A 12,497-nucleotide genomic window follows, 5' to 3' on the forward strand; every position below is an offset into this window, starting at 1 on the left:
CACACCCACCACCCAGTGGCCTGCGGGACCAACTGAACACGGAACGAAATCACCTGGCTCTACTCCCGGATGGTCTCGTCATCGGGGACCGCTCACATGCGTTTCCTGGTGGTCTCCCGTTCCGGGATGGACAGCATGGCTCACTGCGGGTCAAGGGCGGCTGATCGTCGGGACCATTTTCACGTCAGTGAACTGATCGGGGCTTAGAGAGCATGGCTGGCAATACTTTTCAAGGGCGACGGATAGAGATCATCGATCACGACGACCTCAGCGTCGATCAGCGAGTCTTCGAGTTCACCGACCCGGCCATACCCGAAGGCGGCTCGCACTTCGCCATTGCGGTCCCGGACCCGGACGACGGGAACGGGTCATGGACCGATGCGGTGGTGAGCCTCCACATCATGAGGTTCCCGTCGATCTGCTGCTGTGGGCGATCGCAAAGGCCAAGGAGATTTCCCGGTTGTAGGGGCTTCCGAAGTTCCGATGATCTCGCCGCCCGCGGCAGACTGCCTGGGCATGGACATACCGGAGAGCACTCGGAAGACGGCCATGGTCGACGCTCGGTCAGTACCAGATCGATACTGCCGGTCGATCTTCCGACGTGTCACGCTGGCCGTTCCGAACAGCACGGTATGCGGCAGATCCGGACGTTCCGTCGGTCCCGCGCTGGCCGGTTCGGTCAGCGCGGAATGCGGCAATTGGGGACGTTCCTTCCGACCGTAGGGCCGGAGGTCCTGCGAGTCTCGCGTCCGCGATCACAGGGGAAGATCACCCACGATGCGTGCACCGTTGTCGAAGACGAGAGTCAGTACCTCATCCTTCGTCTGTGCAGTGGCTAGTCGGCATCGCAACAGACCTAGGACTGGGCCTGCCGTGTGGGGGTCGTCCTCGGTTCGGACATCCCATTCCTTGCCCTCAGCGTCGGTGAATTGGAAATCGTTGAGATCCACGTAGGTATCGTCTTCAGCGCGTGGGACCGGGTCGAAGAGAACGATGCGCACCCAGCCGCTCCAGACCCATACCTGCTCAACTTCTAGGCCGGACAATCCCGCGTACCAATCTGCAACCACGATCGGCAGCGTACTGGCGACCAGTGCGTTCCGTGGGCCGAGATGCTCTCGGCCCGTTGACCTTCGGCGGCCCGCGGTCCGGCCTACGTCGATCCGCCCTGAACGCGGCATGACAGTGCGTTGGAATGAATCAGTTTCTCACCGATTCCTGTCCCCAAACCCATCCACCTTCGTCGTACTCGGCGGTGACCGACTGCATCCAGGCTCGATACATTGGATTTGTCAAAGTCAGACTGATATTGGAGTTGGCAACCAACTCGACGAAAACCATGGGTTTCGCCCAGTGGTACCGCAGTCCGAACCCTTGACTCAGAACTTCTATCCTCGCGTCTCCGAGCTGCGCCTTCGCGCTTTGCCCCAGCTGCTGGAAGTATCTGGCTAGTGTTTCCTTGCCCGCTCGGTCTGCGGTGTCGAACTTGTCGGTGACGCCCAGCGTGATCTCCTTGAGGTCGCCGTTCACGTATGCGTGTGCGTACGGAGATTCGATCGCAAGGTGAGTCCGCATCGTCGCTCCAGATCCAGGGCGCTGGTTCATCAGGTCCCAGCCCATTGCGGCAGCGAAACGCTCTATGTCCTGCTCCGACCAGGTCCAATCGAATTCCGCTGCGGTTACAACGATTCTCACCACTTGCTCTGCGTCGACGTTCATGAGGTGATGCTGGCCCACCCGTCTTTGCGGCACAAGCCAACGCTGTGCCGCAAAGCACTGACATCGGCAATAGCGGACGTTCTGCGCCGCACCAGGTTCCGGCCGTCAGCGCCCCGCGCTGGCCGGTTCGGTCAGCGCGGTCAGCGGCATTACAGCGCGTCGGCCCGGTAGCCCGCGGATGCAGATCATCCGACATCGAATTACCGCACGCGACACCAGCGCTGGACGGAGCCGTTGTAAAAGCGCCCGACGATGATGGCGCCTCTGCGACGAAAAGCCCAGTATCCCTAGTCCTCATCTTCAAGTTGCTGCCGCTCGATCCAGTAGCGCGGATTCACGATTTCTAGCAACAGAAACGTCTTGTGAGTAACCACGTTGATCACGACATGGGACTCGACCCAACCAACTTCCGCTTCCGGCTTGGACACGAGGTGGGACGGAGAACCGAGCTCTTGGATCAGCCCCTCGGTCAGCTGATCGAAAGCCTCGGAGAGTGCGACGGTCAGTGCCTCGTCGGCCTGACGTACTACGTCAGTGACATAGGCCGTCAGCCGCTGAAGCGACTCATCTCGCCCTTCCCTTCCTCTGATGTATCGACGATCGCTGTAGGAGCTGCCGCGATTCAAGTTGACCCTCAAGTCTGTCGACAGAGTGGCGCTGCCATAGTCCCCACGATCGAGCAATGTCCAACCGGCATGTAGAACGAAGCGCTCGATGTCAGCTTTCGCCCAGGTCCACGTGAAGGTCCGGGCGATCTTCACAGCCCGTACAGCACCCTCGATGTCGGCTTGCATGCTCGGAGGGTACTTCCTAGCACCTGAGGGTCTTCGGGCACATCCTCCCGAGATGTACACGGGTTCACCCGGTCTGGCGGAGGATCGCGAACAAGCTGTAATCGGCATTACAGGATGTCCGGCTGCTGTCGCCATGCTCGGCCCGCACAGCAAATCTGGAACATGTTCACTGGGAGCATCGCCTGTCGCCGGTGGTCCCACGACTGGCAACGTGGTGGTCCCTTCACGCGGTTCTGGCGCGGGTAGCGTGATCATTTCGCCGGGAGTTCGCTCACGGTGGGGTGGGTGAGCAGCAGGCGCTTGCGGACCAGGTCCAGCTTCGCTCGGCCGAAGCACTGGCGTTTCTGGTATTTCAGCTTGTTGATGGTGCCCTCGGTGGGGCCATTGCTCCATGGCAGCGTGAGTCCTGCGGTGACGGCGGCGAAGTCGTGTTCGAGGCCGGTGGTGAAGGAGTGCAGGGCGGGCAGGTCCTCGGCGCGGACCTGCGCGATCCATTCCGGCAAACGGTCACCGCGCCGCTCACGCATCATGACCGCGAACGCACCGACATGGCCTCGGACGGCTGTCAGTTCGGGGCAGCAGTCCAGGATCGCGTTCAGCCGTTGGGCCCCGGCGCGGTCTCGGGTGATCACCTCGACCTCCGGGTGCGCGGACAACCATTCGGCCAGGGTGTCGGACTCCCGGTCGCCGAGGATATCGATGGGCCGATGCGTCGACATATCCAACAGGACTGTTCCATAGGTGCGGCCGCTTCGGACGGCGAAATCATCGACGCCGAGCACAGTCACGGTGCCGACCGGGGGATCTGGGATCGCGCGGACCAGCCGCAACAGGGTATCGCGGCTGGCGACCAGGCCCAGCCGCCGCGCCAGACGCGCACCGGCGCGTCCGGCCATTTCCAGCCCGATCATGGTCAGCATCGATGTCAGCTGGTTCGTCCGCCGCGATCTCTTGGTGGTCAGCCCATCCACCTGCTCGGCGAAAGTCTTTGCAATACAGGCGGTATTCGTGCAGAAGAACCGTCGCACGACCAGCATCCCGATCATCGCGCGCCCGGCGACGGCGGTGTCGCTCAATCTTCGCTGGTGCCGGGAATGCACACGCCCGGACGCGGTTCCACACTCCGGGCACCGGGCCATCGGCGTGGCAGCAGCGGCCTCCACGATCACCGCATCACCGTCGGTGTGAATCTCACCGATGGCGACGGAATCCAAGTGCGGCAACAACTTCCGAACCAGATCACCAACGCAATCTCGTCACCATTACCAGCGACAAGCCATCGACGCCAAACCTTCGACCAGCGGCATCACGCTCGCTGCGCCAGAACCCCTCGCTCTGGCAGCCGACAGCTGGGTGCGGCAGGTGTCGCGAGGTGCCGGACGAGACGCGGAGAGACTATTCGGATCCTGCACGTTCACCGGTGTCCGGGTGCAGTAGTTGGTCGAGCATCGACCGTGCGGTGTTGATTCGATCGATATCTGTGGTCATCCGCTGACGTTCGCGCAGGAGGCGGTCCTGGCAGCCGTCCAGCAGCGGGGCGTCGCCCGATGCGCAGGCAAGGATATCGGCGATGAGGTCCATCCCGAGCCCCGCGGCGAGCAGGGTTTGGATGTGGACAACGGTCCCGACGGCGTTGTCATCGAAGACCCGGTAGCCGCTGGGCATGCGGTGCGGTTTCAGCGCGCCTTTCTCCTCGTAGTAGCGCAGTGCGCGCACGCTGACCCCGGTCCGGTTCGACAGCTCGCCGATTTGCACTGTTGCTCCGTCACATCGCCGACTTGACCCTCACGTTGACGTGAGACTTTAGCGTACCGGCATGTTTGTGTTGGCAGTCTTGATGTTCTGCGTATTCAGCGTCACGACAGGTGAGTTCGTGGTGGCGGGGATCCTTCCCGAGGTGTCTGGCGATCTCGATGTTCCTGTCGGTTCCGCAGGGCTGTTGGTCACCGCCTACGCCACGGGAATGATCATCGGTGGTCCACTGCTCACCGCGGCGACCGCCACGGTGAACCGGAAGCGTCTGATGCTGGTCCTGCTCGTGGTCGCCGCGGTCGGGAACGTTGTATCGGCGTGCGCGCCCGGGTTCGCGTGGCTACTCGGTGCGCGGGTTGCCACCGCCCTGGTGACCTCGACCTTCTTTGCTCAGGCAGTCGTGGTCGCGGTCCACTCGGCGGCACCGGGGCGAACCGCTACCACGGTGGCCAGGCTGGCGTTCGGCATGAATCTGGCCATGATCGCGGGCGCGCCGGTCGGTACAGCAATCGGCCATCAGTGGGGTTGGCGGGCCACCTTCGCGACCGTGGGCGTGGCTTGCTTGATCGGCGCGGCACTGGTTGGTCTGAGGGTCACCGCACCGAGTGAGGATCCGCGACAATCGGCGATTACCGAGCTGCGGGTGCTCGTCCGCCGACCGGTGCTGGCGGCCCTGGCGATCACCGCGATCGGCAATGTCGGCGTGCTGATGGTTTTCGTCTACCTCGCGCCACTGCTCACCCACCTCGCTGGGCATCCACAGAACAGACTGCCGATTTTGTTGCTCGGCTACGGAATCGGCGCTACCGCCGGCAACCTTGTAGGCGGCACGCTCTATGACAAGAATCCGCGACTCTGGCAACCGGCATTGCTCGGCCTGCTCGCCGTCACCCTGGCCGGCACCTGGCTGATCGCCGACAGATCATTCCCAGCGGCCCTGGCGGTGATGGTGATCGGCGGACTCGGATTCGCGATCATTCCGGGCATGCAGGCGAGGATCATTCACGCCGCGGCCGATGCGCCAACCCTGTCCATGGCGGTCAATGCCTCCGCCTACCAGATCGCCGCGGCGCTCGCGGGCCTGGTCGGCGGGTACATCGCCGACTCCGGCACCGGACCCCGCCCGATCTATCTCGTGGCGGCCATTCTCACTTGCGGTGGCGTCCTGCTCACAGTCATCAGCTCACGCCCGCAACAGACCGAGCCCGCGAAGACACCCAGCCGTTGAAACGCCGTTCTCCCAACGCTTCTCGGTCGACAGACTGCGCCAATCCCACCTTTCATCGATGCCACCGTGGCCCGGATGCGTAGAGCAGATGGCTGCCCGCTACGAAGTGCTGTTCCGAGACACGCTGTGCGTGTTGGAGCTGTTCCACCGGAATCTCGAGTACCGCAATATCTTCGTGGAGCCGAACTGGGTTGCGTCGGGGCCGAATTCGGCGGGGCCGGTCAGGTGGATGTGGAATCCAGGCTCCGCGTCCACGACGTCGGCCGAGTCGTACCTCGCGTACGGGCTGTTCCTCGGCCACGTCGGTCGGGCTCGGCTCACTGCGACGTGCCATAGCGATGGCGCATCGCTGGGCGGCTTGTTCGTTCGCCAATCCCGGGATGAGAACCTGCGTCGCTACCCGAGGGTCACCCGCAACGCGAATCCGCGTGATCCATACTCTGCGTGTCATGGCCCCGTGCTGCCCCGCCCGAAACCCCGACCGCCGCAACCAAAACGCACCATATTGCCGCTGGTCGCGCTGACCGAACTGGCCAGCGCGCGGCGGGGCAAAGATCAACTGGCCGTGCCGATCCGAGGCCGGCGGCTCACTCGCCATTCAACGCATTTCTGAGATCATCCAAGCGCTCCGTGGAGACACGTGTTCCATGAGCAGGTTCGAGTTCACCGCTCCCCGAAGGTGTCACGATTACCTGGCAGTTCCGCGGTTCGTGCCAGAGCACCTGGCCCTTAACAGACTCGTCCCGGATAGGAAGCTGAGCGTCGCGGGGCATGGCGGTGACCCTGACGAGACCGACTGCATTCGGCGCCTGGTCGATGCTGATGAAGACACCGAAAGGCTGACGTCGGCAGCCCAGTTTCGCGAAAAGTCGCGCAAGTCCGTGGCTTCAGAGGGTTTTCAGTGCGCCTCCGTCGATGTACAGGTCGGTGCCGAGGATGCTGCGTGCGTGGTCGGAGACCAGGAAGGCGACCTGGGAGGCGATTTCGTCGGCTTCGATCAGCCTGCCGGTGGTCATGCCGACCGCGGCGGGTAGCTGGGGAAGGAAATCCTCGATTCCGATCCCGTTGGCAGCGGCCGTTTTTCCGCCGGGTCCGTCCGGCGATTCCCAGAATGCGGTGCGCACCGGGCCGGGGGAGATGGTGTTGACCCGGACGCCTTGCGGCCCGAATTGTTCGGCGAGTGCCTTGCTGAGCGCGGTGAGCGCGGCCTTGGCGACGCCGTAGTCGGCGACCGCCGCACCGGGTGCACGGCCGACGATCGATGACATGTTGATCACCGTCCCGCGGCGTTCGATCAGGCTCGGCAGTGCGGCTCTGGTGACCCGGATCGCGCTGAAGAGGTTCACATCGAGGGTCCGCCGCCAGGTTTCGTCATCGATGTCGAGGAAACCGTTGGTCGCATTGAACTCCGCGCCCCCGACGTTGTTGACGAGGATGTCGACGCCACCGAGCGTTTCGAGAGCCTGGGTGACGAGCTCGGCCGCGCCTGTGGGAGTTCCGAGGTCGACGGCGACCGCCGCCGCACCGGTCTCCCTCAGCTCTTCGGTGATGGTGCGGGCGGCCCCGATCACTCGAACGCCTTCCGCGATCAACCTCGCCACGATGGCCAGTCCGATGCCGCGGCTCGCGCCGGTGACGATCGCGGTACGTCCGTTGAGTCCCAGATCCATTCGTACTCCTTGTTTCTCAGGTTTCTCAGTAGCGGTGTCTCAGTAGCCGACGGTGAAACGGCGCTGAACGAACCGCGGCTGCTCGACCTCGTCGAGCAGAGCGATGGCGAGGTCGGGTGCGGAGATATGGCTGGTGCCGTCCGCGCGTAGCAGGATTTGGTCTCCGCCGATCCGGAAACGACCGGTCCGCTCGCCGCCTGGACCGATTCGCAGCGCCGACGGGCTGAGGTAGGTCCAATTGCGGTTGGACTGCCGGTAGAGGTTGAGCGCGTCCCGCAACGCCCGCACCACCGCCCCATACTCGACGGGTACTTCGAGGTCCTCGATCAGGCTCCGCTCGAATTCCGCTCCGCCGTCGACGATCTGCTGTCCCGGCGAGATCTCCAGACTGCCTGCTCCGCCGACCGTGATCACTCGCACCGACGGGTGCCGGTTCATCGCGCCGATCATCGCCTTGGCCCCGGTGACGAAGTTGCCCGCATGGGCAATGGTGTCGAGGACGCCGTATCCGGCGTTGACAGCGCTGATCACCACATCGAGTCCAGCGATGGCCGCGGCGATGCTGTCGGTGTCCAGCCAGTCGGCGACCTGCCAGTCGACCTGGCCGCGGTCGGCGGGGAAACGGGCTGCGTCGCGAGCGAATGCGGTGACCCGATGTCCACGTCGTTCGGCCTCGCGCACCGTCTCGCTGCCTATCACCCCGGTCGCGCCGAAGATTCCGATGTTCACGATACTCCTCCGACTACACTGCGTTCATTTACTACACGCCGTTCAGTAACAGCACTGCAGATACTAGCCGCACGGGGTAAAGTGTCAACCGTGGCCGAAGTCGTACAGCGTCGCCGGGAGCGCCTACGGGCGCAGACCGCCGAGGACATCAAGGCGATCGCGCTGCGGCTTTTGGCCGACGGCGGTCCCGACGCAATCTCGTTGCGCGCCATCGCCCGTGACATGGGCATGACCGCCGGTGCCATCTACGGCTACTACGCGACCCGCGACGACCTGATCACCATGCTGATCGGCGACGTGTACGGCAGGCTGGTGGATGCGGTGGAGGCCGCACGCGACCAGGTTCCGGCGGACGATGCGGCCGGCCGCGTGGTGGCTTGGGGTGAAGCGGTGCGCCGCTGGGCGCTGGCGAATCCCGAAGGCTTCCGGCTCATCTACGGCGATCCGGTTCCCGGATATCAGCCACCGCCACGCGGTCCGGCGGCTGAGGCCGGGGCGCGAGCCTGTACCGGACTGGTCGGCCTGGTGGCCGCAGCCTGGCCCCACGCAGCCGCGCTGCAGGACGACCCTGCCGTCACCTGGTCCGATTTCGACGCCGGCCTGGCCGCTCACGTCCAGGCCGATTTTCCCGAACTGCCGCCCTCCGCCGTGGCGCTGGCGTTGCGGATCTGGGGTCGCATGCACGGGCTGATCGCACTCGAGATCTACGGTCATCTCGGCCCGCAATCCCACGATCCCGCAAAGCTCTACCACGCCGAGATGGTGGACCTGGTGCGTTCCCTGGGCCTATAAGCCTCCGGGATCGCTACGGGCTAGCGCCTTAGCAACGAATGTTTGCCGGTTCAACGGCTGCGTACGATACCGGTAGCTTCGCTGAAAATCGGGTGGCTTTGCCGTAATCCGCTGGACTGCAACAGATTAGAGTTGCACCTGCGAATGCAGGCCGGACCCGCGTCGCATGCTGAGAACTCCGCGGGGCCCGTGGCGAGTTCTCGGTCTCCGCAATGACCGATCCAGGACAACGACACTGGTTTGACCGGCCCCCAACCACTCTATGAGTGGATTCCACTGGGTGTGGTGGATCTCCAGCCAGTAGTCAGGACAGCGGCCGTTGACGCAGTTTGTTGGTCCATTCGCGTTGCTCGGGGGTGTCGGGGACGGTGAGTCCACGAGCTTGCTCGAGTCGATTCCATGCTGTGTCGGGGTCGGTGCCGTTGATGACGAGGAGCGCGGCGGCCAGCAGCGATGCGCGGCCGATGCCGAAGCGGCAGTGGGTGAGGACGTGTGCGCCGTCGTTCAGTTCGGCCGCGAGGCGCTGCAGGGTCGGCAGCACGCTGGCCCGGTCGGGGACGCCGCGGTCGACGATCGGGATCGAAACGAACTGCAGGCCCGCCTCGCGTGCTGTGCGCTCTTCGGCTCCGAGGCCGCACTCGTAGAGTTCAGCGGTGGTGAGCGCGCAGACCAAGTGGTCGACGCCGGAGGCCTTCAGAGCGGTCATCTCGTCTTCGAGCCACTCTCCGCCGCGTGGCTTGGCCATGATGCTCAGCCGTCCGGGACCCCGATGGTCAACGGTGTAAAAGTTGGGGTGCATACGCATGTTCATTGCCTCAGGTTGTGGTGGTTGCCTGCAGAAGTCGGCGTCGCGAAGCCAGGCTGATAATGAGAGATGTTGCCGGGCAAGGGTTTTCGCGCATTCCGGCGTGATTGCGGGGCGAGGGCGCCGTAGATCAAGGGTGTGAGCAATGATGTCGACACCCTCGTCACGGCACTGTATGTCACTACCGGCGACCTGTTGACCGCCCGCCCGGATCTGCGGCCGTGGCGACCGTCGATCGGGTTTGCCCTACGGTTGACCGACGTCGAGCCCACCCGACCTTGGGATCATTCATCTAGTAGGACTTTGTTAGGTGGGGAAGGTGTGGTGGCAGAGTGGGCAGGTGCCGATCCAGATGGCCAGTGCGCGTTGGATTTTGCGGAGGATGGCGTAGAGGGTCAGGCCTGCCCATCGGCTTTTGGGCCGGTGAGTCGGAGTGTGGTGAGGAACAGGTGGGCGGCGGTGACGAGGGTGGCGTGGTGGTGCCAGCCGAGCCAGGATCGGCCTTCGAAGTGGTCGAGGCCGAGGCCGGTTTTCAGTTCTCGGTAGTCGTGTTCGATGCGCCAGCGGATCTTGGCGAGGCGGACCAGTTCGGTGATGGGGGTGTCGGGCGGCAGGGTGGACAGCCAGTAGTCGGTGGGTTCGGTTGCGCCGGTGGGCCATTCGGCGATGAGCCAGGCTTCGGGCAGGGTGCCGTCGGCGGCGGGTGTGATGTTGCGGTTGGCCGGTCGTACTCGCACGGCGGTGAAGCGGGAGCGCATGGCCGCGGTGGGGTTGTCGGGGCCGGTTTTGGTGCCGTGGCGCCAGGTGAGCTCGTGCAGAGCGGTGACGCCCGCGGCGGTGACGAGATCTTTGACGCTCGAGCGCGCCTCGGCGGGGTAGCGGCGGCGTGTGGGCCGGCGGCCGAAGCCGCCGTATTCGGGGTCGATCGGGGTGGCCTCGGCGTGGTAGACGCTGGTCGCGGCCTTGATCGCGACCACGTAGGGCAGGCCGCGGGCGGTGAGTGCTTCCCGGAAGGGGGTGGATTCACCGTAGCCGGCGTCGGCGTTGATTGCGGGCGGCGTGCGCCCCCACGCGATCAGCTCGTCGATCATGTCGAGGGCCTGCTCCCATTTGGCGCGGTGATGTTCGTCGTCGGGGATCGCGCAGCGCCGCCGCAGGGCGGTGACCGCGTCGGTGTCGCACGGGTCGACAGCGGTGTCGTCCCAGCTCTCGGGCAGGAACAGCCGCCAGTTCAACGGCGCGGACGCTTCGTCGGTCGCGGCGTGGACACTGACCGCGACCTGGCAGTTGCCGACCTTGCCGAGTGTGCCCGAGTATTGGCGGGCCACGCACGGTGAATTGCCGCCGTCCTTGGCGAAGCCGGTGTCGTCGATCACCCAGACGTCCGGCGACACGAGATCACAGGCCTTGCGGGACAACACTTTCCGCACTGGAATGACATCCCACGGCGAACTGGTCACGAACTGCTGCAACCGCTGGTGATCCACACCCAGCCGCGCCGCTATGGGAACCATCGACTTACGTCGGCCATCGAGCATCAACCCCCGCACGTACGTCCCCGCCGTCGCGACCCGATCCTTACGGGTCAACGACGAGAACACCTCGCCCACAAAGGAATCGAGCTGTTCATCGATCTCGGCAACCGCGGCGGCATCCACCCCGACATCGTCTCGAGAACCAGGCCGAATCTCGAGCCGACACCCCAATCGTGATCAACCTAACAAAGTCCTACTAGGCGTTGTACTCGTCGTGGAGGTGCCACCATGAATACGGTGGGGTCTGCGGCCATCCATCGGGAGAGTCCTCCCAGGTTTCCTGCCTGCCGAGGGGGGTCAGGTCGAGCAGGTTGAAATCGATGCGGAGCCGGTCGACACCGCGTGCGGTCGTGTAGTAGGTGCGGTAGACGCTGTCACGATCGCGCAGGAAGACGCTCAGGCCGAATCCGGCGCCTGTTCCGCAGTCGGCGTCGAAGTCGCTGTGCTGTGAGGAGTACCAGGGCACGGTCCAGCCCATGCGCTGTTTGAACGGTTCGATCTCGGTGAGCGGGCCCGGGGAAACCAGGGCCAGTGTGGTGTCGCGTGCGTGCAGGTGAGCCAGGTGGCCGATGTTGTCGGTGAAGCTCGAACAGCCGAGGCAGTGATGGCTGCCCGGCCACATGAAGTGGTAGACGATGAGCTGGCGGCGGTGCTCGAACATGTCGAGCAGGCCGGCTTTGCCGTGAGGTCCTTCGAAGACGTAGTCGGTGTCGAAACCGACCATCGGCAGCCGGCGGCGTTCGGCGGCCAACGCGTCCAGCGAGCGGGTCAGCTCTTTTTCCTTCGCCAGGAGCTCGTCCCGGGCGGCCTGCCACTGCTCGGGTGAGACGACGGGGGGAAGGGCCGGCGGCGGGCCGGTCTGAGAGTTCATTGGTTCACCATCGCTTTTCAGTGTCTCGGTCCTACTACCCGGTCGGCGCCGAATGCGGCCAGGACGGGTTCGGGCGTACGGCGCGCGAACCGCTCTTGGAAATCGAGGACTCCGACCCAGGTCGGGAGCAGGCCGATCCGGACCATCCGCAGGCCGGGCTTGTCGATCGCCTCGAGGTAAGCGGTTCCGGCCTCGTCGCCCATCACCTGGCGTTGCACGGTCGCGTATTCCGGGAGTACGCCCGAAGCTTCGGTCAGCGACACCTTCCCGCGGAGCATGAGCACCTGAGGGGGACTGTCGTTGGTGTCGACGCAGATCGCGACGTCGGGACGGGCCCGCAGGTCCCGGACCTTGTACGTTCCGGCGAAGGCGCCGATGACCAGTTCGTCACCGGTCCAAAGGAAGTTGACCGGGATCACGCGGGGTGTCCCGTCCTTGCCGTTGTAGGCCAGGCGTGCCACCAGGGACGTGGTGAGCAGTCGCTGAGCCGTGGAGGTGTCCAGCAGTCGATGTCACCTTGCGGCAGGCTCGCCGCTTCGCTGTTCAAGAAGCCCATGGCTCCAAACTAGGCGGGGTAACTCCTAAAAAACAAGCGTTGCTCC

General features: G+C 64.5%; 14 protein-coding genes and 1 pseudogene. 3 read left to right on the plus strand and 12 right to left on the minus strand.

The window, feature by feature from the left end:
• Positions 1-755: 755 nt before the first annotated feature.
• The 6 genes and pseudogenes from ACIRRA_RS41355 to ACIRRA_RS41380 all read right to left on the minus strand — a co-directional run bounded on the left by ACIRRA_RS41355 (position 756) and on the right by ACIRRA_RS41380 (position 4,268).
• On the minus strand, positions 756-1,070 hold the full coding sequence (locus ACIRRA_RS41355; RefSeq protein ID WP_402780122.1) for a hypothetical protein: 315 nt from the start codon (positions 1,068-1,070) through the stop codon (positions 756-758).
• A 130-nt stretch (positions 1,071-1,200) separates the two neighbouring features.
• Complete coding sequence (locus ACIRRA_RS41360; protein ID WP_402780124.1) at positions 1,201-1,719, minus strand: DUF6301 family protein; 519 nt, start codon at positions 1,717-1,719, stop codon at positions 1,201-1,203.
• A gap of 287 nt (positions 1,720-2,006) precedes the next feature.
• Complete coding sequence (locus ACIRRA_RS41365; protein WP_402780126.1) at positions 2,007-2,513, minus strand: DUF6301 family protein; 507 nt, start codon at positions 2,511-2,513, stop codon at positions 2,007-2,009.
• A 251-nt stretch (positions 2,514-2,764) separates the two neighbouring features.
• Positions 2,765-3,433: a transposase gene (locus tag ACIRRA_RS41370; RefSeq protein WP_402780193.1), complete on the minus strand. Its 669-nt coding sequence runs from the start codon at positions 3,431-3,433 to the stop codon at positions 2,765-2,767.
• A gap of 144 nt (positions 3,434-3,577) precedes the next feature.
• Positions 3,578-3,652 (minus strand): annotated as a pseudogene (locus ACIRRA_RS41375) (hypothetical protein); the annotation flags it as partial.
• Between the two features lie 256 nt (positions 3,653-3,908).
• Positions 3,909-4,268: a MerR family transcriptional regulator gene (locus ACIRRA_RS41380; protein WP_402780128.1), complete on the minus strand. Its 360-nt coding sequence runs from the start codon at positions 4,266-4,268 to the stop codon at positions 3,909-3,911.
• A gap of 61 nt (positions 4,269-4,329) precedes the next feature.
• Between ACIRRA_RS41380 and ACIRRA_RS41385 the strand changes: the two genes are divergently transcribed.
• Positions 4,330-5,493, plus strand: a complete 1,164-nt coding sequence (locus tag ACIRRA_RS41385; RefSeq protein WP_402780130.1) for an MFS transporter — start codon at positions 4,330-4,332, stop codon at positions 5,491-5,493.
• A gap of 88 nt (positions 5,494-5,581) precedes the next feature.
• On the plus strand, positions 5,582-6,106 hold the full coding sequence (locus ACIRRA_RS41390) for a hypothetical protein (RefSeq protein ID WP_402780132.1): 525 nt from the start codon (positions 5,582-5,584) through the stop codon (positions 6,104-6,106).
• Positions 6,107-6,380: 274 nt separating this feature from the next.
• Here the strand turns inward: ACIRRA_RS41390 and ACIRRA_RS41395 are convergent, their stop codons facing one another.
• Together ACIRRA_RS41395 and ACIRRA_RS41400 are read right to left on the minus strand one after the other, a co-directional pair.
• Positions 6,381-7,163 carry an SDR family oxidoreductase gene (locus ACIRRA_RS41395; protein WP_402780134.1) on the minus strand — a complete coding sequence of 261 codons (783 nt, stop codon included), beginning with the start codon at positions 7,161-7,163 and terminating at the stop codon, positions 6,381-6,383.
• 39 nt (positions 7,164-7,202) lie between these two features.
• A complete protein-coding gene (locus tag ACIRRA_RS41400) occupies positions 7,203-7,892 on the minus strand; it encodes an NAD(P)-dependent oxidoreductase (protein ID WP_402780136.1) in 690 nt (229 codons plus the stop codon).
• 90 nt (positions 7,893-7,982) lie between these two features.
• Here ACIRRA_RS41400 and ACIRRA_RS41405 point away from each other — a divergent pair, with 90 nt between their 5' ends.
• Entirely contained in the window at positions 7,983-8,684 is a 702-nt protein-coding gene (locus ACIRRA_RS41405) for a TetR/AcrR family transcriptional regulator (RefSeq protein WP_402780138.1), read from the plus strand.
• A 304-nt stretch (positions 8,685-8,988) separates the two neighbouring features.
• Here ACIRRA_RS41405 and ACIRRA_RS41410 read toward each other — a convergent pair whose 3' ends face one another.
• The 4 genes from ACIRRA_RS41410 to ACIRRA_RS41425 all read right to left on the minus strand — a co-directional run bounded on the left by ACIRRA_RS41410 (position 8,989) and on the right by ACIRRA_RS41425 (position 12,356).
• Positions 8,989-9,495, minus strand: a complete 507-nt coding sequence (locus ACIRRA_RS41410) for a hypothetical protein (protein ID WP_402780140.1) — start codon at positions 9,493-9,495, stop codon at positions 8,989-8,991.
• A 389-nt stretch (positions 9,496-9,884) separates the two neighbouring features.
• On the minus strand, positions 9,885-11,147 hold the full coding sequence (locus tag ACIRRA_RS41415) for an IS701 family transposase (protein ID WP_402780142.1): 1,263 nt from the start codon (positions 11,145-11,147) through the stop codon (positions 9,885-9,887).
• 73 nt (positions 11,148-11,220) lie between these two features.
• Complete coding sequence (locus ACIRRA_RS41420; RefSeq protein ID WP_402780144.1) at positions 11,221-11,895, minus strand: DUF899 domain-containing protein; 675 nt, start codon at positions 11,893-11,895, stop codon at positions 11,221-11,223.
• A gap of 17 nt (positions 11,896-11,912) precedes the next feature.
• On the minus strand, positions 11,913-12,356 hold the full coding sequence (locus tag ACIRRA_RS41425; protein WP_402780146.1) for a pyridoxamine 5'-phosphate oxidase family protein: 444 nt from the start codon (positions 12,354-12,356) through the stop codon (positions 11,913-11,915).
• Positions 12,357-12,497 lie beyond the last annotated feature (141 nt).

Origin of the sequence: Nocardia sp. NPDC101769, assembly GCF_044766925.1 — a bacterium.
Lineage (GTDB): Bacteria > Actinomycetota > Actinomycetes > Mycobacteriales > Mycobacteriaceae > Nocardia.